The following is a 25271-nucleotide window of genomic DNA, read 5'->3' on the forward strand; positions in this document are numbered from 1 at the left end:
GAGGTGGATATAATGTCTAAAATATTAATTGTAGAAGATGATATGCAATTATCTAATGCTTTGAAGACTGGGTTAGAAGGGTATGGATATCAAGTTATTGTGCCAGAAACTTTGATCAATATAGAAGAAGTGTTTGAAGAAGTTGCCCCGGACCTAACGCTTTTAGACGTTAACCTGCCATATAAAGATGGCTTCACATTATGTCGTTTGTTCCGTTTGAAATCAGAGGCACCCATTATCTTTATATCTTCTAGGGGTAGTGAATTTGAGCAGATATATGGTATGGATATAGGTGCTGATGAATATATAGTTAAACCATTTAGTTTGCAACTTCTAGAAGCTAAAATAAAAACGGTGCTTAGGCGATATCAAATACAAAATATAAAGAATATAGAAGTTCAATACAATGGACTTGTTATAGATACTGACCATTTTAAATTGTATTATAGAGATAAGGAAACAACTCTAAGTCGAAATGAGCTTATTTTATCAAAACTCTTTATAGCTAATCCTAATAAAATATTTGAAAGATATGAACTTTTAAAGGCTTTATGGGATACCGATATTTTTGTCCACGAGAACACTCTTAATGTAAATATTAAAAGACTAAAGGATAAGTTGGCTACTCTCGAATATCCATATTCTATAAGGAGTAAGCGATCAGTAGGTTATTATATGTCATTAGGAGATGGTATGGATGAAAATTAGAAAAAAGCTTATAATGTTGTTTTTTAAAGAAATAAGAGTCGCGTTAATTGCCATTATATTAATAATGCTTATAAATTTTTTGTATTATAGACTTGAATATAATGTATTAGATTTGACCTTTCCAATAATAACTTTTTTTACAATTTTGCTTATATACATAGGTTATGAATGGTTTCATTTTTATCCTTTAATGAGATGCGTATTATTAAAAGAATCTCTAGAACATAAACCCAATGAATATTATAAGCCAAGCTATTTACAGATTATCCAATATGTGGAAGAAATGCATAATGAGGTGCTAAATAGACAAAATGAAATATTGAACACATATCAATCAGAAAAATATATTATTGCACAGTTTTTACATAACATGAAATCGCCTTTGACAGTGATGAAATTATACAATGAGAGGTTTGGTCCAGTCTTAGTTGAAGAAGCCCTTCAGTATCATTTATATATAAAGCAAGAATGTGATCAATTGAATGAGTTATTAGATGGAACCCTTAATATCTTACGGCTCAATGAATTTGCTAAAGATCTGATGCCAACTAAAGTTAAAATATATGATTCAATTAAGAAAGCCATTAATCAGAGGCAATCATCCTTTTTATCACATCAAGTATATCCAATTCTAAAATTTAATGAAGATCAAAAAAAGATAAAAGTTATTACTGATGAAAAGTGGAATGGTGTTATTCTAGATCAAATCTTATCCAATGCTATTAAGTTTTCATATGAATGTAAAAAAGAAAAATCAATACATATTTATGTAGAAGAAAGAGAGAAGAACTTTACTCTTTGTATTAAAGATAATGGAATTGGTATACCAAACTACGACATTAAAAGGGTATTCGAGGTGTTTTTTACAGGTGAAAACGGACGTAAGGTGCCACGATCTACTGGCGTTGGTTTATTCTTATGTCACCAAATCTGTTCAAAACTTAATCAAGACATTAATATTGAATCTCAAGTAGAAATGGGTACCTGTGTTAAAATAACATATCCTATAGCTTATTACTAGATTTATTACAAATTTGTAATAAAAAGCCTAATCTTTACGGTAGATATAGATTGAGTTTTTGTATATGCTTGTTTTACAAGTAAAAAAAGATATAATAGGCTGGGAGGAAGCATATGTTAGCTTGTAAGAATGTAACTAAGATATATGGTGTTAAAGGCTCTGATAACAAAACAATTGCACTTGACAAACTATCTTTAGAAGTTCAATCAGGTGAGTTTGTTGGTATAATGGGTCCTTCAGGAAGTGGTAAGTCTACTTTGCTAAGTGCCATGGGTGGTATTATTAATATTAATTCAGGAGAAATATTACTTAATAATAAGAATATTGAAAACCTATCACAAAATGAAATCGCACTATTTAGAAGAAATCATATGGGTTTTGTCTTTCAAGATTTTAATCTAATGGATGGGTTAACAATAAAAGAAAATGTGGCATTACCATTGATATTAAATAAAGAAGAAGGTAAGAAAATAGAAAACAAGATTAATGAAATTATGAAATTCTTTTCAATTGAAGATATTAAAGACAAATACCCTTGGAACGTTTCGGGAGGACAACAACAAAGAGCTGCCATCGCTAGAGCAATAATTCATAAACCACAAATTCTTTTTGCAGATGAACCTACTGGTAACATTGATTCAAAAGCATCAGAAGAGATTATGACTTCGTTCAAGCATATAAATGAGGAAAAAGGTGGAACAATTTTAATGGTAACACATGATCCATTAGCAGCAAGTTATTGCAATCGAATTACTTTTATTAGAGATGGCACGATATTTAGCGAGTTAGATCGAAAAGGAGATCAAAAGAGTTTTTACCATCAAATTATTGCCAGTCTTAAAATGATGGGAGGAATTACACATGAAATTTAGAAGTATTGTGTGGAAGAACTTCCTATTTAAGAAAAAAGATTGGATGAATATTTATTTTATTGCATCAGGTTTGGTATGTTTATTCTATATATTATATAACCTATCCATGAATACTGTGTTGATTGGCGAACTAAACAACTATTCTGATTTTTTTATGAACACGGTACTTTTGATTGGTGCATTAATAATTTTTGTGCTTTCTTTACTTTATATCCCTTATATGGGTAAGCTTTTAATACTATCCAGAATGAGAGAATATGGCATTTATTTGGTAATAGGTTTGAAAAGAAGTGGCGTTTTAGGGATTTTTTTATTTGAGAGTATTATTTTATTTGTAGCATCTTGGATTACAGGAATACTCTTGGGAAGTTTATTCGGCAATCTAATTATTGCAGTTATTAAAAAAGTGTATGTCATAGAGCAAAAAATAGCTTTTGTTGATATAAGTAGTCCCTTTATAAGTTTCATTCTTTTTGGATTTGTATTTGTCATTAGTACGCTCTTTTCATTTATTTACTATTCTAGAAAAGAACCATTAGAAATCATTAAAGGAAATCGAAAACCAAGAAAATTGTTTATAGAAAATGGTTATCTAGGATTTATTGGATTAATCATATTTTTACTAATGGCATATTTCATAGTTTATATTGTGGCATACAATCGAATTCCAACTTGGATGAGCAATTTGTTAGAATCGCAAAAAGGTATGCAGCTTGTAATAATATTGATTTTATTGATATTATTCTTAGGATTGTACTTATTTATCTCACAAAGTATTCTTTTGATAATAAAATTATTTTTTAAAATTAAAGTATTCTACTATAATAATTTATTACATTTACGTGAAGTTAGGAATCATATTGTAGATAATAGTATGATTATTTTTTTGTCAGTAGTAGTGCAGCTCCTAGTTGTTATAGGTATTGGCATGGTAATTATACAATACAATAATATAGAACAATCAACAAGATCCTTCGAAATTTATGATTTTGCAAGTGCATATAGTAATGAAGTCAAGGGTTTTGAACAAATCTATATGGAAGTGCTTAAAGAACAAAAAGTAAAAGAAATAGATGCCATTCAAATAGAGTTTATAACACCTGTTTTTACAACTGAAATGCCTGATATAGTAATAAAGATGTCGCAAATAGTAATCTCTGAAAAAGAAATAGTAAAACTTTTAGAAGAACCTATTGCTGTTAATAAAGGAACTTATAGTGTTATACATACCTTTAAAAATGCCACTATGCGCAAAATGCCTGAGACAATTGAAATAATGAACGGTGTAATACCCTTAGAGTTTAAAGAAGGATATTCTCTGGATTCTAAAATAATTAATTATATGAGTAGATATCATACAGGTTATCTTATTATTTTAAATGATGAAGATTATAGAAACATTAGAATAAATCTTAGAGAGGATAGAATAGGAGAATTGTACTTAAGTTATTTTAATAATAAAAAAGATTCGAAGAAGGTAGCAGATAAAGTAGCTGATATCCTTTATGAAAAATATAATGTTAATAATTTTCAGTTAGCCTATCGGTTTGACAGATATAATGAAAACCCATATTTTATAGCTGATTATTATTCTACTTATGAAAATAGTTTATTTTCAACAGGAGCAATGATAATTGTCTTATATCTTTTGATTTTTATATTTGCTATAGCATTTAATAGTATTCTATACTTCAGGCTGATACTTGGGAAGGAAATTTTACTAAAAAATTATTTGCAATTAAAGCGTATAGGTATTACAGACATTGAAATGAGGCTTTATATAAGGCAAGTTTTACGGCCTATTTTTATACTTCCTACAGTATTGTCTACGGTTTTTGTATTTATCTTGTTAATAGTAGTTCAAAATACACATTTAAGCAGTTTATTAGTTAGAGACACATATTATTATGTATGGTTGGTTTTAATAATACAAGGTTGTAATCTCTTTCTTTGTTATTGGTGTTATTTTTTAGCTAAGAAAAATTACTATAGAAGTCTATTCTAAAGTTATGATGATGATTGATACTATGGTGATTATGTTCAAACAAAAGGTTGAATGGAATATATGAAAATGAGGTAAATAGATAATTTGTATAAAAATATGGTTTATTTTTGTGTAATATATAAGTTGATATATATAAGCATTACCTTTAGTATTAAGATTAAGTTATAACTTTGAGGAGGAATATGATGTTTGCATTTGATTTTAAAGATGAAATTCGTTTTACAAAGGCGATATACTATAATTTTAATCCGATTCCATTACCAAGACCATTTAAAGATGGTACTGGTGGAATGGGTAAAAATGCTCCAGAACAAGGCTGTATTGAACTCTATGATGATGAAGGTGCTTGTGCCCATCTTTCTGTAGGACGAGGATTTGTAAAAAATATTCTTCCTATGATTCTTAATGGAGAGAAGAAAAGCTATAATGAATGGAGAACCAGCTTATATTGGAAAATTAGAAATAGTGGGTTCCAGAGTGAAAAAGCTGTTGAAGTTGGGATGCTGGACTTAATGATGTTAGATATTTTATCTCAACGAGCAGGAAAGCCTTTACACAGATTTTTGGGGGCTACAAAAGACTGGGCAGCTGCTTATAAAGGTGGCGGGTCTATCTTGCTAGAAGATGATGAATTAATAGAAGATATGACAAGGTATGTAGAAGAAGGATACAATACCCTTAAATTTAAAGTGGGTAGCGATGATATGGACAGGGATTTAAGAAGGGTAGAAAAAGTGAGAAAGGCAGTAGGCGATCACATAAATATTTCTGTTGATGCAAATCAAAAATGGGATGTAGAGACAGCTTACAAATTCTCTGAATTGGTAAAACCTTATAACCTGGCTTGGATCGAAGAACCTATTCATGCCAATGATATGAACGGTATAAAACGCTTAAAAGAAATGGGCTTTTCAGCACCTATTGCATTTGGTGAATCTATGAGGATTTCCTATGAATATGAAATCTATATTGAGAAGGGCGTAGATCATGTACAACCATCTTTAGGTAGAATGACACGCATAGATGATTTGATTCGTATTAGAGATATGGCCCGTCAAAACAATGTAAAATTTTCTTCAGGTGGTAGGATTTATCTAAATGCTATCTTTGGTTGTCTCTATAATGAAGATGAATATATAGAATATCACGAACCAATCAGTAAGCCTGTAGGGGAATACACAATATATCAACCAGAAGAAAAAAATGGGAGATTCTACTGTCCGTCAGATGTAATTGGTAATCCTCAAAGAATGAATATCGAGAAACTAGAAAAAGATGGATTAATTGAAAGTAAACAGTTCTTTTATATGGATAAATAGGTTTGAAAATATTAAGGGCAAAATCATGGATGACATGGTTTTGCCCTTTAAAAGAGTGAATAATTTCTTAATTAGTCTTGAACATTTACATGACGATTTGTCACAATCCATCGATTATCTTCATAATGGAAAGTTATAGTAAGGGTATAGTGACCTATCATGTCTGTAGTAGTCTCTTGTTTTAATTGAAAATTTTTAGGAGTAATAATCTCTAATTGGTATTCCCTATCTTCAATGATTAAGGTAGGACCATCTTTAGGGATTAAAACGAGTTCACCATCTATATAATCGTAGTAATTGTTCACATATGTTTCTACAAGTTCCCTATCTGCAATTTCTGCAATATAATCAATTAAATCTTGTTTATTATTAAAATCACGAACAACCCAGCCTTCTTCAGTTTCTTGAAATAAGCGATCTTGGAATTCATTTTCTAAATCTAGTGAATTTGAAATACTAAGTGATTCTTGTGTATATATAGTTTCAGCTAAAAAAGCAAATAATTTTGCAGCTTCTGCTCTAGTCGTGAACTGATTAAGGGCAAAAGTATTATATGAAGGATAACCTTGGATGAAGCCTAACTCAATTGCTATATAAACATAAGGAACATATTCTGAATCAATTTCATCTGCATCAGTAAAATCTAATTCTCCCCATTGAGGCTCTTTACCTAAAGCATTGACAATAACCTTTGTCATCTCTTCTCGAGTAATTGGACGGTTATAATCATCAAAGGTATCGTTAGAAATAATATCAAGTTCCAATGACTTTTCTATATAAGGGTTGAACCATATGTCATCACCTGCTTCTAGATTATAACTTAAAGATAAAATGGTTAACTTTAAAAACTCCGCAACAGTTATTTCTTTATTAGGTCTAAAGGTTTGGTCTGGATAGCCGTGAAGTAAGTCTAGAGTAATTAATTTTGAGACATAGGGCATATACCAAGCAGATCTAGAAGTGTCTTTAAAATTAATTGAGGTATCTAACCCTGTTTCGTTTGTAAATAAAGAGTAATTTACCATATACTCCTCATCTTCATTGTTGTACATAACTTTTTCAAAATCAATGACACCAATGCCTTCCTGTAATTGACGTTTTTCATAATAAGAACTATTAGTATCTTCATAAATAACTGTAAAGATTGTACCTTCATTTGTCACTTCAACATCAGTAATGGTAGAACTTAGAGTTGTAAGGGTACCATTCTTTTCAACTTCTTGAGTCCAATGAGTACCTTGTACTAAGGGGGTTCTTATTAATTCAATACGATCAAACTCTGAATCTAGCATGGTTTCCTCTTCTTTTATTTGTATGAGGGTATCACTTTCTACAATATACTCTAAAGAAAGGGAAAAGTCAGCATTGGACTCTCCACTAGACATATCGTGGACATTTCCATTAATATAGTAATGGAGATTATCATCGTTTTTAATAATAGAGGCAATCGACATATCATGACCATAGCCTGTAATTCCAAAGTATGACCAGTTAAAATTGTTATAGTGTGGGAGCAAGTCTTGAATTGCTATTGATAAGTTTTCTTTTTCTGCAAAAACATTGAAAGAACTCGATGTTAGTAATAAAATCAATGCCACCAATGGTTTGGAAGTTATAAGTTTTTTGATGCAAATCATGTTTATCTCTCCTTTCAATTTTTATATTGATTAGGGGTTATATATAAATATACTATCACTTTTGTTAACAAAAGACAAATTATAAGGTAAAAACATTCATATTGATAATAAAATTTAATGTGATTACTAAAGAAGATAAAAAATATAAAAATATAATTAGAATATACAAGACGATTTAAAATAGCTTTTTTAATATTTTATTTAAGGATTATTTAATAATTAATAAATTATAATGAACTCAAGATCAATAAATAATTTAAGTGGGGTAAGGACTATGTTTTTTACAATTTTTAAAAAGGACTTAAAACGAAAAAAAGCAATGAATATTATTCTTTTGATTTTCATCATTTTATCAACAACATTCTTAGCAAGTAGTATGAATAATTTAATTGCAATAACAGAATCTGTTGACTATTTTATGGAGAAGGCGAAAGTACCAGATTACATTATCTCGGCTTATGATAGAGGGGGAGATGAAGAGTTTAATCATTGGCTTAATAACTCTCAGGTCATAAATTCTTATGACATTGATCGTAGTACAATGCTCTTTAAAGACAATATCAAAATTATAAAAGACAATATAATTCAAGAATTTAATCCTTTTGGAGAAGTTTTGCTTCAATCACAACCAAAGTTGTATGGAAAACTACTTGATGATAATGGAGAAGAAGTTACTTTAAAACCAGGTGAAATTGCCTTGTCATATGCTGATAAAAATAAAAACAATTTAGAAGTTGGCAATAAAGTTGTTATTACTTTAGGACATATAGAAAAAGAATTTACAATAAAGCTCTTTACGAAGGATGCTATTTACGGATCCAGTATGATTGAAATGAAAAGGCTGCTTATCAGTGATGAAGATTATGAAATTTTCAGAACCTATGAGGATGCAGGGGTTATGATAAATTATTATATAATGTCAGAAGATATAGCTACACTTGAAAAAGAATTTGAAGGGATAGATAGTAATACGATATTTAGCTTTGACAATTCCTTTGTTAATATTAGTTTTATTTTTGATATGTTGCCCTCTGCAGTTTTAATTATAGTAAGCATTTGTCTTATTTTAATAGCCTTTTTAATTTTAAGATTTACAATCATTTTTACCTTAGAAGATGACTTTAAAGAAATAGGGATTATGAAAGCAATTGGCCTTAAATCTATGGGGATTAAAAAGATTTATTTGATTAAATACCTTGCTATAACTGTAATAGGTGTGGTTGTTGGTTTTATACTAAGCTTCCCCTTTGGGAATATGCTTTTAAAGCAAGCCTCAGAAAATATATTAATGAAAAATTCTACTGGAAATATATTAATTAATATAGTTTGCTCTATTTTAGTTGTTTTAATCGTTCTTATATTTTGCTACACCTGTACAAGAAAACTGAGTAAATACTCTGCAATAGATGCCATTAGAAATGGCAGTAATGGTGAACGTTTTAAAGGCAATTCAAGGTTAAAACTTAGAAGCTTTAGAAATATAAAAGTACCAATCTTTATTGCTATAAATGATATCTTATGCAATATTAAGCGGTTTGTGGTTTTGATTTTAACCTTCTGTATAGGAACAATTTTAATTATTATTCCTTTGAACACGATGAACACCTTGAAAGATGGCAATATTATTAAGTTGTTTGGACTTGATTATAGTGATGTATTTATTGAAACGGATGAAATGTACAAATACTCCATAGGTGTTAGTAAAGAAGAATATTTAGAGGATATGAATCACCTTAATAGATCTTTTAGAGATATTGGTGTAGATATAGAAGTTTATGGTGAAATAATGTATTCCCTTAAGTTTCAAGGAGAGGAGAAAGACAATATTTTTACATTAATGGCATTTCAAGTCCAAGGAAGTAATACGACTAATCATAATGTTTTAAAAGGTGAAATGCCAAAATTAGAAAATGAAATAGCAATAACAGAAAAAGTATCTAAGAAGCTAAATCATTTTATTGGGGATACCATATACGTGCAAATTGGTCAGGAAAAAAGGCCGTTAATAGTGACCGGTATATATGAAAGTATGACAAATATGGGGGAATCAGTAAGATTAAATCCTATAATGGATATAGATTTTAGATATTTAGCAATGGTATACCCTTTCCAAGGTAATTTTCAGGGAGATAAAGAGCCACAACTATGGATCAATAAATTAAAGGTGGCCTACCCAAGTTATACCTTTAGCGACTCACAAGAATATGTTTCAAAATATTTAGGCGGGATATTAGATCAAATTGATATTATGAAGAATTTAATTGTTCTAATTGTCCTTGCTATAAATGCTTTAATTACTATTTTAATGATGAAGACTTTTATTATTAAAGAAAAAGGTGAAATAGCAATGCTAAAAAGTATCGGCTTTAGAAATAGTGGGATACGATTTTGGCAAACAGCTAGAATAAGCATCATTCTAGTCATTGCGATTATTTTAGGCATTATATTCTCTAATTTCCTTGGGCCTGTAACATCCGGCAAGATTTTTGCAATAATGGGTATTCAGAATATCGTATTTAAGGTAGAGGTTTTAGAAGTATATATAATATATCCAATGATATTGCTTGTAGTTACTACAGTTATTGCATATTTAAGTGCTGGAGCTGTTAAAAAAGTTGATTTAAAAGAAATAAATAATATGGAATAGGGGGCAATAAATATGAATTCTTTAAAAGTTAAAGATTTATGTAAAACTTACATTATAAATAAAATGCAAAATAATGTTTTAAGAAACTTAAACTTCGAAATAAATGAAGGTGAAATGGTTGCTATTATGGGACCTAGTGGCTCAGGTAAATCAACGTTACTTTATACCGTTAGTGGAATGGACCATTTAACGGCAGGAAAAGTGGATTATTTTGGTAAGGAAATTAGCACCTTAACACCAAATGAAATGAGTGATTTAAGACTTGATGAAATGGGATTTATTTTTCAACAAATGCATATGTTAAAAAATCTTTCAATATATGATAATATAATATTACCAGCATATCATTCAAAAAAAGGTAAAGATAGAAAAGCAATCAATGAAAGAGCTAGAGTATTAATGCATAAGCTTGGAATCAATGAAGTAGCAGACAATGCTACAAATGAAGTTTCTGGTGGTGAGCTTCAAAGGGCTTGTATTTGTAGAAGTTTAATTAACTCACCAAAGATGATTTTTGCCGACGAGCCTACAGGTGCCCTTAATCTTCAAAATTCTTATGAAGTTATGAAAGAGTTGAACAAGATTAATCAAGAAGGTACTACAATTATGCTTGTTACCCATGATATGAAAGTAGCTGCTAAATGCGATAGGATTATGTATATCCAAGATGGCTCAATTAAGGGTGAGATCCATTTAGGAAAGTTTGAGTTTGAAAATAGTTTAAAGGAAAGAGAAAGAATGGTCAATAATTGGCTAATGGAAATGGGATGGTAAAATGGTTGATTTGCTTCTAGTAGAGGATAATGTAGAACTTGGAGAGTTAATATGTTCTTTTTTGCAAAAAGATGGTTTCTCTATTGTAAATGTGGATAGTGGAGAAAAAGCACTGGAATTTCTAGAAAAGGATATTGCAAAGATCGTTCTTTTAGATATAATGCTTCCTGGCATAGATGGTTTTACAGTATGTTCTAATATTAGAAAAGAACATAATATACCAATCATTATAATAAGTGCAAAGGTTGATAAAGAGAACAAAATCAATGGATTTACACTTGGTGCTGACGATTATATAGAAAAGCCAGTTGATGTTGATATTTTAAGTGCAAAAATTTTAGCATTAATGAAAAGAAACTATGAGCTTAAAGCAAAACGTACTATTATAAATTCAGGAGGCATTTCTATAAATAAAGAGGCAAATGAAGTGTATCTTAAGGGAAAACGATTAACCATGACATCTAAGGAGTTTGAATTATTGCTTCTACTAGTAGAAAATCCCGGTAAGACATTGCGTAAAGACTATATTTTTAATAAAATTTGGGGGGCAGACAGTTTTAGTGAAGATCAAACACTTACTGTTCACATAAAGATGCTCAGGGATAAGATAGAAGATAATCCTAAAAAACCAACACGAATTGTAACTGTTTGGGGGGTAGGCTACAAGTATGAAGAATTTTGATAAAATAATAGCTGTTATTATAGGTGGTTATTTAGTAATTGCACTTGGTCTTCTTGTCTTAATAGAGGGAAGAAACAATATACCAAACAGTGAATACAAAGTAGAAATAAACAGGATATATGCAGGCTTAGTAGAGGGTAAAACCTTTGCTAAGCCTGATTTAGCAGCATATAGATATATAGACTCCGTACAGTTTTTGCCAGAAGAACCATACACAAGGAAGAATGATATTAATGATTTCTATAAAAGTCTAAATGGGTTAGAATATGAAATTAGACCATGGTATGATGGAGACCAGTTGTTAGGGTATTTAAGGTTCAATTATGTGAGCATAGATGATTGGAATAGTATTTTATTAAAAGTCGAGGTAGCATTATTTATTTTTATAATTATAATAGTAGCATTATTATTGTATATCAGAAATACTATTCTTAAACCTTTTAATAGGTTAAGTGATATGCCTTATGAGTTATCAAAAGGTAATCTAAAAGAAGACCTTAAGGAAAGTAAAAATAGATATTTTGGCAAATTTATATGGGGGATTAATGTATTAAGAGAAAATTTGAATCATCATAAGGTAAAGGAATTAAAGCTGGAAAAAGAAAAGAAACTCTTACTCCTTTCAATCTCACATGATATAAAAACACCTCTCAATACAATAAAGTTATATGCCAAAGCCATAGAAAAAGAGGTTTATGAAACAAAGGAAAAGAAAATATTAGCAGCAAAACAAATACAAGAAAAGTCATTAGAAATAGATAACTTTGTAAAAGAAATAATAAAAGCATCAAGTGAAGATCTCCTTAATATAGAAGTTAAAAAAGGGGAGTTTTATTTAAAGGATTTAATGGATAAAGTGATAACAACTTATAGAGAAAAAAGCCAGTTGAAGATGATAGACTTTATCGTTGAAGATTATCATAATAAAATAATAAAAGGTGATTTAGACAGAACTCTTGAAGTGATAGAGAATATTATAGAAAATGCTTTTAAGTATGGTGACGGTAAGACAATTAGAATATCTTTTTTTGAAGAAGATTACTGCCAACTTATTAAAATATTTAATAGCGGTGAAACAGTAAGTCAAAATGAATTTAATCATATTTTTGATAGTTTTTATAGAGCCAGTAATGGCAAAGACAAGGAAGGCAATGGGCTAGGTCTTTATATATGTAAATACATAATGGAGAAGATGGATGGAGAAATTTTTGCTATGTATGAAGAGGAAGGAATGAGTTTTACATTAGTATTTAGATAAATATGATGGTTAGAATAAATATTTATGAGGTCTAATATTAATAATGTGATTAGGATAAGGAGGTTATAGCAATGAACGAATTAAAACTAGAACTAAAACTATTACTAAAAAAAGGAATGTCCCAACAAGAGGCATTTAAATTTTATGATAAATTAGAGCCAGTGAGTAACAAAGAAATGTTAGGGAGATGGAGAGGAAAGGAAGTCTCGTCAGGACATCCAATGGATGGGATACTCACTATATGCCCCTGGTATGGGAAAGAATTTATTGATGAGGAGACTGTACATCCCCTTGTATTTAAAGAAAGAAAGGGTAACTTGTTTTTCATAAATCCAGATCGAATATTCAAATACTATGACATAGTTCTTAAATCCAAGATGCTTAAAAAGATATTAAATAGCAAAAAAACAGTGAATAGACACCAATACGACTGTATTTTAAAAAGGTTTAAAACAAAAAGGTCAAAAGCTCGCCTTCGTCAAGTGGAATATAGAGGAAAAGTAAGTGCGGCAATGGTTTATGATAGTTTACCCATTATTGATGTTTTTAGAAAAATAGATGATTATACTCTTTTAGGGGTTATGGATATGAAAGGAAATTTTAATGATTTAGGATATTTCTTTATCTTAAAAAGAGAAGGATAAAAAATCTTAAATCTAAAGCTAACGAAATTACTAAACCCACAATTATAAAAAAATGTGGGTTTTTCTTATATTAGAGATAGTTGAAGCAATTTAGGCGAAGATGAATTAAAAATTAAATATCAGTATAGAAATAATATTGGATAAATAAATTAAAAAAATAGACAATTAAACTATATTGTATTAAAATGAGGTAGTAAGGGAGGCGTATTATGTTTAATTTATGGTTATTAGCACCTATAGGAATACTTATTCTAATTGTGATGATTGCTTTTTGGGAGAAGGCACTACCTAAATTGATAAAGGCCTTATATTTTATTGTTCCTAGTGTACTGATAATTTCAACGGTGTTAGTTGTAAAATGGGATGATATTCAGTATAAGAGAGAATATAAAGAAACCTATTTTATTCCTTTAGAACTGTATAATTGGCTAGGGAATATTGAATTGCAGGAATATCACATAGAAGTTATGTCAAATGATTCAAAACTTAAGGATATTGAAATTTTAGACTTCAAATATAATCAACTTGGTGACAAATGGAATGCGTTTACCTTTAACATTAGATATTCAAATAAAACATATAAAAATATTCACAATCATTTTAATTATTTTGCCTCAGAATTTAGTGATGATAAAGGAAATACTTATTACACTTCTAGTTCACCTTTTCCCTATGAAGGTGTTTTTGAAAATTTTGAAGTTAAATCTCATACTAATGTAGATATTGATATTGAGAAGCTGAAAGAATTTACCATTACTATTTATCCTCTTGATAATAAGAATAGCTCAGAATTAGGCGAGGCAATGTCACAAACATTTATTGTAAAAGAAGTAAAAAAAGTTGAGAGAGTAAAAAGTTATTACTAAGATAAGTATTGAATGGAAAACGCCTATTTTTTTAATTCTAAACCCCTTCTATTAATTATATATTAATTAGTGGGGGTGGAGATATGAAAGTAAAAATAATCAGTGGCGACGATATTGAAGTAATTCAAGAAGTAATCAATGACTTTATTAAAGATAAAAATGTTATTGATATTAAGACCTCAGAATCTATGGTTAAAGGCATACCTAATAAATATAATTATGAAGTTGAACCAGAATCTATTTTATGGTCCTACTCTGTGTTGATAATGTATAAAGAGCAAGAGTGGTTTGAACAGCTTACAACCCATAGCAATACATAAGGGATAAGCAGTGCTGATATTGTTAATATGAAATAGTCAAAGTGTTAAACGTCAATCTTTATAACAGAAAATGATTGGCGTTATTTTTATAAAGAGCTTAGGATAATAAAAAAGTTAGATACATAAAAAATGTACCTAACTTCTTTGACATTTATAAATATAAAATAAAAATTATTCTTCAATAGATACTGGGTATTTTCCTTTTAGAGCTTCTTGCTTTGTAGAATAGACTTCTCTTTGTTTTTCAGATAAGCATTGCTTTTCAACTTGTGCTTTTACTTGTTCAAATGAGCTTACCTGTGGTTCATTTACAGAATCTACTTTAATTAAGTGATACCCAAATTGAGTTTTAACAGGCTTGCTAATCTCGCCAGCGCTCATAGAAAAAGCAGCATTTTCGAATTCAGGTACCATTTGACCTTGGCCGAATTCACCAAGACTACCACCACTTTCGTTAGAAGGGCAGTTTGAATATTTACTAGCTGCTTCAGCAAAGTCTAATCCATTATTGATTTCTTCTAATATTTCATTTGCTTCTTCTTCACTATCAACTAAAATGTGACTAGCAGCAATTTTTTTTGGTTGAGCAAACATAGCTTGGTTTGCATCATAATATGCTTTAACTTCTTTTTCATTTACAGAAACAGAAGTCATTAATTTATTAGCTGCATACTGAATAAGTAAGGATTTTTTCATTTGATCTAATACTTTTAAAAAGTCATCTTCTTTTTCTAAGTTGTTCTCAACAGCATCAGAATAAAGTAACTCTTGAGCAATGACTTCATCAAGTAATTGTCTTTGTCCTTGAGGGCTACTAAATTGAGCTGCATTTTGTCCTAAGTTTTGCATAAGGGATTGAATATCTGCTTGAGTAATTGGTCGACCATCAACAGTGGCCAATAACTTATTTTCCATTTAAAAATCTCCTTTAAAAATATTTATTCTCTATAAGAGTGTAACATTAATTTACCATGTTGTAAAACCATAACTGACTAATCTATAGTCGTATTCAGATCATATAACCCAATATATGCTAATAGATATAACCTGAAATTCCTTTATATTCAAATTTAGAACTGATATAATAGCAATTAGTTCTAATATATTAAAATATACTTAAAGTGTAGACTGGAGTTATATATGAATAATCAATACTTCTATAAAAATTTAATTGGGTGGTACATAAAAGTGCAGCGTCAATTACCATGGCGTGAAAGCTTTGAACCTTACACCGTTTGGCTTTCTGAGATTATGTTGCAACAAACCCAGGTTATAACAGTGATAGATTATTTTAATCGATTTGTAAAGGCATATCCAACTGTTGAAGCTCTTTCACAGGCCAATGAAGATGATGTTTTTAAACTTTGGGAAGGACTTGGATATTATTCTAGGGCAAGGAACCTGATTCGATGTGCAAAAATTGTAGTAGAAGAATATGAGGGACAGTTTCCTAATGATTATAAGACATTATTAAAACTTCCAGGCATTGGACCTTATACAGCAGGAGCCATTTTAAGCATTGCTTATAATCAATCAATACCAGCTGTTGACGGCAATGTTATGCGAGTAATTTCTAGGTACCGTGGTTTAGATGTGAATATTTCTGATACTAAGAGCAGAGTTGTTTTTGAAAAAGAAGTGATGTCTCTTATTGGAGGCTCTCCAAGGGATTTTAACCAAGGTATTATGGAATTAGGGGCAACAGTATGTACGCCAAAACAATCAAAATGCGAACAATGCCCTGTAAATGAAGGGTGTCAGGCATTTAAAAGTAATACAGTGGATCAATACCCTGTTAAATTAAAAAAGATAAAGAAAAAAACAATGAATATGGCAGCTATCATTTTAGAGGAACAAGATAAAATGATGATTGTCAAAAGACCTAATTCAGGCTTAATGGCTAATTTATGGGGATTTCCAGTTGTTGAAACTACGAGTAGCACACCGGAAAGAGAAATAGAGGATTATATACATGAGGCCTATGGCTTAGAGATTGATGTGCTAAAAATAGAGGAGGGTGCTAGACATATTTTTACTCATTTGATTTGGGATATGACGTTGTATCGATGTGTTATAAAAGCCTCTAATAAAGGCAGTAAGATCATAGAATATCCTGAAAATCTCTGGGTAGGAAAAGAAGCATTTAATGAATATGCATTTCCAACAGCTTTTAGGAAGTTATTCCCTCTAATTTAAATACAGTTTAATCGTAAATAAACCACAAATTCCAGATAATTAAATGGATTTTTGTGGTTTGTTTGATTTCTATAGTAAAGTGGTTTAAAATATATTATACTTTAAAAGATATAACCTGATTTGTGACTCTAGAAGAGCATAAACAGAAAGGATAGATGAATTATATGAAAAGAGAATTAAGAGAAGATAAATTTATAAATATACAAAACAAGTTAAATGATGAATTAGTTGGTCAAGAAGGTTTTGTTAAAGAACTTACTGATTATTTTAAATTCAAAATTTCCGAAAATGAAAAAGGGGCATTGCTTTTAGTTGGAGATGGTGGAACCTTTAAAAAACAAAGTGTAAGATTGCTTTTTAAACAACTTAAAGAGGAAGATTTAATCCATAATAATGGATTAGATGAAATTGATTTAACGTCTTATAATTTTAATCTAGGTTATGATGCCTTTTTAACGGATCTATATGATAAGCTGAATAGTAGTTCTATTGCTGTGTTATTTAAAAATACCGAACAAGCAAGTGAAGAAATTCTATCTCTAATATCAAAACTCTATCCTAATACATGCTTAATGTTAAATAATGACTATATATTTAAAAACAAGTTCTTAATTGAGGCAGATGAAAACCACCAAAGCCAAAACAAAATCAATCAAATAGTTTGCCATAATAAATTTTTTATCTTCACGTACAATAATACAGAAAATCATTCATCTATAGAAGATAAATTTACCAATAAAGATAAGACCCTATATACAAAAAGTTTAACTGACCAAGAAAAATACATTCTAATGAAAAAAGAAGTATTTAAAGCCTTGGATAAGATACATGAAGGACTAGGTATGAATGTTTTGTGGGGAAGAGAAGACGGGCAAAATGATGTTGACTTTGACCTTTTTGTATTTTTACGTGAGAATTTTAGAGAAAGTACTTATTTTGATGTAAGAGAGTACATTTCTTATAAACTCTACAAACCTATTGTAAACCTTATAACAAAAGAGACTATTAAAGAGAAAGAAAAACTCCTCATCTATGTAGAGGAAAATGAAATCTACTGTAAGTATAACAGTGAAAGATACAGCCTTAGCGATTATCTAATACCAACATTAGAAGAAGCAAAGTACAAATTAGACTCTGTTATAGGGATGAGAGACCTTAAGGATTTTATCATTAATGTTGAAAACAATTATAAAGTACAAAATATAAGAGAGAGATTAGGTCTGCCAACATCCTATATGTCTCTTAATATGATATTTACTGGTAATGCAGGCACAGGAAAAACCAATGCAGCTAGAATAACTTATGAATACTTAAATGCTTTAGGCATATTGTCAAAAAGTATTTTCAAGGAAGTTAGTAAAGCAGACTTTGTAACAGAGAATATCAATGATACAGCAAAAAGAACTCACCAAGTTGTAAGTTCAGCTTTAGGAGGGGTATTATTTATTGATGAAGCTTATTCTTTGTGTGAAAGCAATGATGACAAAATAGGAAAAGAAATTGTTAATGCCTTGTTAAAAGAAATAGAAGACAATAGAGAAAATCTAATCGTTATCTTAGCAGGATATGAAAAAGATATGGAGAACTTTTTAAAATTTAATCAAGGATTAAAGTCAAGGTTTCCTAATATTATTCCTTTTGAGGACTACAATCCAGTAGAAATGTATGAGATTGCTGTGAATATTGCAAAATCAAAGGGGTATAAAATTGCAAACAATGTAAAATCTGAGCTTATAGATTTATTTGCTAAAAATCAGTTCACAGGTAAAACAGATTTAGGTAATGCTAGATTTGTTAGAAACATCGTAGAAAATGCCATAATGGATGCGTCTAAGAAATACTTGACGAATAGTGAAAAACAAATAGATTTACTAGAGAGTGATAATTTTAATTTTAAAGTAAAAGCCAAGTTTGATTTAGAAGAAAAATTAGATTCCATTATAGGTCTAGAGGATGTAAAAAAACTACTGAGAAGTCAATATCAATTAATTGTTGCCCAAGAAAAAAGAAAATCTGTTGGGGTAAAAACAAAACTTGAACAGAATTTAAATATGGTCTTTGCTGGTAACCCTGGAACTGGCAAAACAAGTATTGCAAGGTTAGTAGCAGATATGTTAAACAGTATGGGCTTACTAAAAGGTGGCCAATTAATTGAAACAGATCGCTCTCAGTTTGTATCGGAGTTACCAGGTGAAACGGCAAAAAAAACAGAGTCAAAGTTTAAAGAAGCCATTGGAGGCATTTTATTTATAGATGAAGCTTATACCCTTGCTAATGATACATTAGGAAGAGAGGCAGTAGAAACATTGCTTAAGCTTATTGAGGACTACTCTAAAGAAGTTATTGTAATACTAGCTGGCTATGAGCAAGAAATGGAAGATTTTTTTGATATCAATGTAGGCCTTAGATCAAGATTCCCATTATGGACAAACTTTGAAGATTATAAGCCAAATGAACTTTTAGACATAGCTATAAAGATAATAGAATCTAGTGGTTTTAAACTCTCTAAAAATGCCCATGCGGCTCTAAAAAATAGCTTTGTGGATATATATGAGAATGCTGATGCAGAGTCAGGAAATGGTAGAATGGTAAGGAATTACGTTGAAAACCTTATTAGAGTACAAAGCATGCGAATTGCAGAAGAAAATATATCAGTTTATGAGATGAACTTAATTACTATTAAAGACATAGAGAAAGTGAATATCGCTGAATACGACAGTAATTTTGACATAGAAAAGAAAATAGAAACTTTAGTTGGTAATGAGGCAAAGGCATTTTTAAGAAATCAGTATAAATTATTAAAAGTAAAAGAAAAAAGAAAAAAACTAGGTATAGGCAGTGATTTGAATAAATACAACCATATGATTTTTACAGGAGAAAAAGGGACAGGTAAAAAAACTGTATTAAACATATTATCAGAAATGCTCTATACTATGGGCAGTATAAAAGCTAAAAAAATAGTTGAAGTAGATAAAAGAGATTTAATATCTTTTGCTAACCAAAAGGGTGTTTTAGAAGAAGTTCTAAATAAATGCTTAGGAAAGTTGGTATTTATTGATCATTGGGATTTGCTACCACCGGATGATGGAGATAAAATAGCATCTGAGTTAATTAAGTTTATTGATAAAAATAAAAATAGGATTTGTATTATTCTTTCTGGGGATAAAAATAATATGAAGAAATTAGTATTCTCTAACGCAGCATTGAATTATAGGTTTCCTATCTGGGTTGATTTTGAAAACTATAATAAAAAACAACTGTTTGATATAGGTATAAACCTTTTAATAGATAAAGGGTATGTACTGGATAAAGAGACAGTGCAATCCCTTAATAAGACAATTGGAGAATTAGAAGAAAGTGCAGAAGTACATTTAAAAAATGGTCTTTTAGTTGAACAGTATTTAGATTATCTCATTAGAGAACAAAGTGTACGGGTTTGGGATGAAAAACTCAGTCAAAAACAGATCAATGTTATAACGATAAAGGATATTGATAACAGTAAAGAAGAGTTTTTAAAAAAGAACAGGCAATAACAAAATTATGAAGGGAAATATATGCTTATAAATGCATATATTTCTTTTTTTAAAAAATAATCAGTACATAAATTAAAAACAAAGGATTTATAACATCAATTCATACTCTAGAATTCAATTATTTGACAATGATTAACATCTATAGTACAATTTAATTAGGTAGTTGATTTTTTGCAAGCTTTATGAAATGAAGGTTGTTTCATAATAATTAGCGCTGCAATAGACAAGCCTTGTTTTTTATTTATCTTATGTAAATAAAAAACTAAAAGTAAATAAGGCGGAAAGGATGGCGAATTAATATGTTATATGAAATAGTTAATGAATTTCCAAATGATTTATTTTTCCAGCAAGAGGGACCTTTAATATCCCTTTATCAACCTACCCACAGATTTTATACAGAAAATAAACAAGACCCTATACTTTTTAAAAATTTAATAAAGGAAATTGAAGGTTCACTAGCACAAAAGTATTCGAAGAAAGAGATATATCCTATAATGAGCCCTTTTTATCAAATTGAGAAAGATTTGGACTTTTGGAATCATACTTTAGATGGATTAGCAATATTTGCTACAACAAATAATTGTAAGGTATATAAATTACACCGAACAGTGGACCCTTTGGCCATAGTAGCTGAAAGTTTTCATATTAAACCTCTTATAAGAACATTTCAATCATCTAACAAATATCAACTATTAGGGTTAAGTGGTGATAAATTTACATTATATGAAGGCAATAGATATGGTATTGAGGAAGTTAAAATAGATCCTAGTATGCCGAGAACGATCGAAGAAGTTTTAGGGGAGCAATACACCGATTCATATTTGGCCCACGGTGTTTATGGAAGTGGAGCAGGTTCCACTATTTATCACGGACATGGTGGCAAAAGTGATGAGATGGATAAAGATGTAGAAAAGTTTTTTAGATATGTGGATCGATTTGTACTTGAGAATTACTCTACTTCTTCAAACTTACCTTTAATATTAGTTTCATTGAAAGAGTACCACAATACATTTATGAATATAAGTAACAATCCATACTTGGTAGAAGAAGGCATAAAAGGCTCTTATGATTCTTTTGATATAGACAAGTTAAAAGAGAAGGCTTGGGAGTTAATCGAACCTATTTATCTTAATAAAACAAAAAAATTAGTCACCAGTTATATGAATGCAAAAGCAAGTTTGTTAGGCTCTGATAATATAGAAGAAATCGCAAAAGCTACCTATGAAAACAGAGTGGAAACCATTCTTATTGAATCTGAAAAAATAATACCTGGTAAAGTAGATGAAGATACAGGTGAGATACACTTTGGAAGTCTTGAGGATCCTAGATACGGTGATGTCCTAGATGATTTGGTTGAATTTGTCATTAAGAAAAAAGGAGAAGTAGTGGTTCTTCCAAAAGAGAGAATGCCAAGCGAAACAGGTGCTGCTGCTATATATAGATACTAAGAATAAATATAATAATAGATGCCTATATTTTTATATATTGGGAAAGTTATATTATCTGTATAAGTAATCTATTTGAAATAAAGAAGTATTTTAATTATGTCTATAATATATTGCTTATATAAATAGCAATATATTATAGGCATATTTTTTTTTGCCAATTTTTTATAGATAAGCAGCAACTTATTATAGTGTGCAACTATCCTAAAGGTATTATAATAGGCATATCAAGTAAATTATAGGAGGAGATACATAATGAAAAGAAAAGGAATAAGTCTTTTATTAATTCTTTGCTTATTAGTAAGTATAATGACGGCGTGTTCAAGTAAAGGGGATGAGAAAACAGGTGGGGGGAATGTTGATAAAGTATATACTATGAGAATTGCCCATGCTCAGCCAACAGATAATCCACGTCATATTTCTTTAGAAGCTTTTAAAGAAATGGTTGAAAAAAGAACGAATGGTGGGATTACAGTAGAAATATTCCCAGCAGGACAATTAGGAACTGAAAAAGAAATGTTAGAGCAAGCAAGCTCTGGCATCATTCAAGGTTTTCGTGGAGGACAATTTGACTTTTTACCTAAGTTATTAATATTTACATTACCATTCTTGTGTGAAACATCAGAAGAGGTTACTAGATTATTAAATTCTGATTTTGCAAAAGAAGTTACTGCAGATTCACAAAAAGATGGTGTAATTATTTTAGGTCTTGGTGATGCAGGTGGTTTTAGACAATTTTCAAATAATGTTAGACCAATAAAAAAACCTGAAGATTTATCAGGATTAAAAATGAGAACAAATGGCATGGATACAATTGATCGTACATTTAGAGCATTAGGAGCAAGTACAGTTTCTGTACCTTATAATGATCTTTACATGGGACTTAGAACAGGTATTGCTGACGGTCAAGAGAACCCTTGGGTAAATGTATCAACAATGAAATTTTATGAAGTTCAAAAATATTTCACAGAAATTAATTACCAATTTCATCCAGATCCTTTCTATGTCAATTTAGATTGGTACAATGCTTTACCTGAAGATTACAAAAAGATATTACAAGAGACTACAAATGAAATGATGGTAATAAATAACCAAGCAATAGCAGACAACCAAGATGCAGCATTACAAATTATTAAAGCTAATGCAGAAGTATATAAATTAACTGAACAAGAGCGTCAAGCTTTTAAAGATGCAGCTGAAGCAGTTTATGATGGTTACTTAAGAGATAAATTAATTACTCAAGAAGAATTAGATACAATGAGAGCTATTGTAGCAGGCACTAAATAATAGAGGTTTATGGGAACATATGAGTTAGATCTATGTTCCCATAACAATCTAAAAACGACATAAATTTAATATACATAGATGGGAGTGATTAATATAGAAACTTTAAAAAAAATTGGGAATCAAATTTATAAAGTATACATGGGTATAGGGATATTCTCTGTGGGTCTAATGGCAACTTGTGTTATATATGCAGTAATAATGAGGTATTTTTTTAGCATCTCCCACACTTTTCTAGAGGAATTTATGACAACTCTTTTTGCATTTACTACATTTTGGGGTATTGGGATTTGTATTGTAGAAAATGAACATGTAACTATTGATAGCTTTTATAATATGTTTCCAGCGAGATTGAAAAAAATTATATCAATCATTAACTACATAATTGTTTTAATTGTTGATTTAATAATGGTAAAATTCGGATTAGATTATGCACTAAGATATGGAAAACAAATATCATTTGGTATGAGAGTTCCAATGATTTGGATGTATGGAATCATCCCATTAGGGACCATTATTGCATTTGTTTGTATTGCTATCAAATTAGTTATTTTGATTAAATCACCCATTAGCCATTTTGAAAAAAATACGGATAGATTCAATTAATTGCATATTTGAGAAAAGGAGTGATTAGAATATGGCAATGTTATTTCTGCTTGTGGTACTTATTTTATTGGCCATTATTGGTGTTCCTTTAGCTTTTGCTATAGGGGCTTCTAGCCTCACATATATGCAAATTATGGCACCACAGTTTGTACAAATGATGCCACAAAGAGTTTGGGGTGGCGTATTTAGTTTTGTTATGATTGCAATGCCTTTGTTTATATTAGCAGGTGAATTAATGAATACTGGAGGCATTACAAAAAGGATTGTAAAATTTTGTATGTATTTGGTTAGACCAATTCGTGGAGGATTGGGAGAAGTTAATATAGTAGCAAGTATGCTTTTTGGAGGGATATCAGGATCATCTGTTGCAGACACATCTGCTGTAGGTTCTATAATGATTCCAGCTATGGAAGAACAAGGATATCCATCAAAGTTTGCCGCTGGGGTAACTGTAGCATCTTCTACAATGGGAATGATTATTCCACCTAGTGTACCAATGATCGTTTATGCCATGGTGTCAGGCGCATCAGTAGGTAAATTATTTATAGCTGGGCTTATTCCAGGGCTTTTGATTGGCATCAGTCAAACATTTTTAGTATTTTACATATCTAGAAAAAATGGTTATCATCCAATAAAAAGAGCTTTTGATAAAAAAGATTTTATTCAAACAATGATAAGTGGATTGCCTGCATTAGCAATGCCTATTATTATAGTAGCATTTGTATCATTTGGAATATGTACAGCAAGTGAATCAGCAGGAATTGCTGTGCTCTATGCATTGTTAGTAGGCTTCTTTATATATCGAGAACTAACTATAAAAAATATTATTAAAGCATTAAGAAAAACCCTTATTGCATCAAGTTCAATTATGTTGATCATAGGTTTTACGACTATATTTACTTGGTTATTAACTATGGCCAATATACCAACTACAATTGCAAACTTTTTCTTATCTTTAAACATGCCAGTTTGGGGATATGTCATAATTTTTAACATTTTAATACTGTCATTAGGAACTTTTATAGATGTAACGCCAGCTATATTATTGCTATCACCTATTTTATTACCAGTAATGAGAGGTGTTGGTATTAGTGAATTACAATTTGGAGCAATGTTAATAACAGGCCTTGCCATTGGATTGGTAACACCACCTGTTGGGATGTGTCTAAATGCTTGTAATAAAATAAATAGAATGCCTATAATAGATATTTTTAAAGGGGCATTACCATTTATAATTTGTAATGTAATTGTTTTATTTTTAATTAGTTTATTCCCACAATTAACAACATGGCTTCCAAGTCTAATTTCTTATTAACATAAAAACTTTCCTTCAATAAAAGGCTATCGTTAAACGATAGTCCTTTTGTTTTATATCCTAGGAAATATGATGATAAAAAATTTTTGACAATTATAAATCCTTAGATTAGAATTAATTAAAAGAATCTATGGGTGAG

20 protein-coding genes are annotated in these 25271 nt (G+C 30.0%); 18 read left to right on the plus strand and 2 right to left on the minus strand.

The genetic code is table 11. From position 1 onward, the window contains the following. The first annotated feature begins 12 nt into the window (after positions 1 to 12). The 5 genes from EDC18_RS03795 to EDC18_RS03815 all read left to right on the plus strand — a co-directional run bounded on the left by EDC18_RS03795 (position 13) and on the right by EDC18_RS03815 (position 5925). Positions 13 to 708: a response regulator transcription factor gene (locus EDC18_RS03795; RefSeq protein ID WP_132250456.1), complete on the plus strand. Its 696-nt coding sequence runs from the start codon at positions 13 to 15 to the stop codon at positions 706 to 708. Then, positions 698 to 1729 carry a sensor histidine kinase gene (locus EDC18_RS03800; RefSeq protein WP_165878466.1) on the plus strand — a complete coding sequence of 344 codons (1032 nt, stop codon included), beginning with the start codon at positions 698 to 700 and terminating at the stop codon, positions 1727 to 1729. Before EDC18_RS03795 ends, EDC18_RS03800 begins: the two co-directional genes overlap by 11 nt. Positions 1730 to 1842: 113 nt before the next feature. Next, the gene (locus tag EDC18_RS03805) at positions 1843 to 2601 is read left to right on the plus strand and encodes an ABC transporter ATP-binding protein (RefSeq protein WP_132250460.1); all 759 of its coding nucleotides are present in this window, start codon (positions 1843 to 1845) and stop codon (positions 2599 to 2601) included. Continuing rightward, the gene (locus tag EDC18_RS03810) at positions 2591 to 4606 is read left to right on the plus strand and encodes an FtsX-like permease family protein (protein ID WP_132250462.1); all 2016 of its coding nucleotides are present in this window, start codon (positions 2591 to 2593) and stop codon (positions 4604 to 4606) included. The genes EDC18_RS03805 and EDC18_RS03810 overlap by 11 nt, the downstream gene beginning before the upstream one ends. A 185-nt stretch (positions 4607 to 4791) precedes the next feature. Next, positions 4792 to 5925, plus strand: coding sequence for an enolase C-terminal domain-like protein (locus EDC18_RS03815; protein ID WP_243115051.1), 1134 nt, complete (start codon positions 4792 to 4794; stop codon positions 5923 to 5925). 71 nt (positions 5926 to 5996) lie between these two features. On the opposite strand, the gene EDC18_RS03820 is transcribed toward EDC18_RS03815, so the two are convergent. Beyond that, positions 5997 to 7562, minus strand: a complete 1566-nt coding sequence (locus EDC18_RS03820; protein WP_132250466.1) for an S-layer homology domain-containing protein — start codon at positions 7560 to 7562, stop codon at positions 5997 to 5999. A 274-nt stretch (positions 7563 to 7836) separates the two neighbouring features. Between EDC18_RS03820 and EDC18_RS03825 the strand changes: the two genes are divergently transcribed. The 7 genes from EDC18_RS03825 (at position 7837) to EDC18_RS03855 (ending at position 14753) form a co-directional block, all read left to right on the plus strand. Next, the gene (locus EDC18_RS03825; RefSeq protein ID WP_165878467.1) at positions 7837 to 10209 is read left to right on the plus strand and encodes an ABC transporter permease; all 2373 of its coding nucleotides are present in this window, start codon (positions 7837 to 7839) and stop codon (positions 10207 to 10209) included. A 12-nt stretch (positions 10210 to 10221) separates the two neighbouring features. Then, a complete protein-coding gene (locus EDC18_RS03830; RefSeq protein WP_132250470.1) occupies positions 10222 to 10983 on the plus strand; it encodes an ABC transporter ATP-binding protein in 762 nt (253 codons plus the stop codon). 1 nt (position 10984) lies between these two features. Beyond that, positions 10985 to 11665: a response regulator transcription factor gene (locus EDC18_RS03835; protein WP_132250472.1), complete on the plus strand. Its 681-nt coding sequence runs from the start codon at positions 10985 to 10987 to the stop codon at positions 11663 to 11665. Then, a complete protein-coding gene (locus EDC18_RS03840) occupies positions 11652 to 12923 on the plus strand; it encodes a sensor histidine kinase (RefSeq protein WP_132250474.1) in 1272 nt (423 codons plus the stop codon). Before EDC18_RS03835 ends, EDC18_RS03840 begins: the two co-directional genes overlap by 14 nt. Positions 12924 to 12994: 71 nt before the next feature. Then, positions 12995 to 13567, plus strand: coding sequence for a DUF4334 domain-containing protein (locus tag EDC18_RS03845; protein WP_132250476.1), 573 nt, complete (start codon positions 12995 to 12997; stop codon positions 13565 to 13567). 209 nt (positions 13568 to 13776) lie between these two features. Continuing rightward, positions 13777 to 14433: a hypothetical protein gene (locus EDC18_RS03850; RefSeq protein WP_132250478.1), complete on the plus strand. Its 657-nt coding sequence runs from the start codon at positions 13777 to 13779 to the stop codon at positions 14431 to 14433. Between the two features lie 83 nt (positions 14434 to 14516). Beyond that, positions 14517 to 14753, plus strand: coding sequence for a hypothetical protein (locus EDC18_RS03855; protein WP_132250480.1), 237 nt, complete (start codon positions 14517 to 14519; stop codon positions 14751 to 14753). Between the two features lie 171 nt (positions 14754 to 14924). On the opposite strand, the gene EDC18_RS03860 is transcribed toward EDC18_RS03855, so the two are convergent. After that, positions 14925 to 15668 (minus strand): peptidylprolyl isomerase, encoded by a 744-nt coding sequence (locus EDC18_RS03860; protein WP_132250482.1) that lies wholly within the window; start codon positions 15666 to 15668, stop codon positions 14925 to 14927. A 225-nt stretch (positions 15669 to 15893) separates the two neighbouring features. Between EDC18_RS03860 and mutY the strand changes: the two genes are divergently transcribed. The 6 genes from mutY (at position 15894) to EDC18_RS03890 (ending at position 25132) form a co-directional block, all read left to right on the plus strand. Further along, the gene (gene mutY, locus EDC18_RS03865; RefSeq protein WP_132250484.1) at positions 15894 to 16949 is read left to right on the plus strand and encodes an A/G-specific adenine glycosylase; all 1056 of its coding nucleotides are present in this window, start codon (positions 15894 to 15896) and stop codon (positions 16947 to 16949) included. 164 nt (positions 16950 to 17113) lie between these two features. Beyond that, a complete protein-coding gene (locus tag EDC18_RS03870; RefSeq protein WP_341472705.1) occupies positions 17114 to 20482 on the plus strand; it encodes an AAA family ATPase in 3369 nt (1122 codons plus the stop codon). Positions 20483 to 20781: 299 nt separating this feature from the next. Beyond that, positions 20782 to 21930: a baeRF3 domain-containing protein gene (locus tag EDC18_RS03875; protein WP_132250487.1), complete on the plus strand. Its 1149-nt coding sequence runs from the start codon at positions 20782 to 20784 to the stop codon at positions 21928 to 21930. A 252-nt stretch (positions 21931 to 22182) separates the two neighbouring features. After that, positions 22183 to 23214: a TRAP transporter substrate-binding protein gene (locus EDC18_RS03880; RefSeq protein ID WP_132250489.1), complete on the plus strand. Its 1032-nt coding sequence runs from the start codon at positions 22183 to 22185 to the stop codon at positions 23212 to 23214. A 168-nt stretch (positions 23215 to 23382) separates the two neighbouring features. Continuing rightward, positions 23383 to 23817, plus strand: coding sequence for a TRAP transporter small permease (locus EDC18_RS03885; protein WP_279230901.1), 435 nt, complete (start codon positions 23383 to 23385; stop codon positions 23815 to 23817). Between the two features lie 31 nt (positions 23818 to 23848). After that, positions 23849 to 25132 carry a TRAP transporter large permease gene (locus tag EDC18_RS03890; RefSeq protein ID WP_132250493.1) on the plus strand — a complete coding sequence of 428 codons (1284 nt, stop codon included), beginning with the start codon at positions 23849 to 23851 and terminating at the stop codon, positions 25130 to 25132. The last annotated feature ends 139 nt before the right edge of the window (positions 25133 to 25271 follow it).

The sequence above is a fragment of the Natranaerovirga pectinivora genome, from assembly GCF_004342165.1.
GTDB classification, from domain to species: Bacteria; Bacillota; Clostridia; order Lachnospirales; family DSM-24629; genus Natranaerovirga; species Natranaerovirga pectinivora.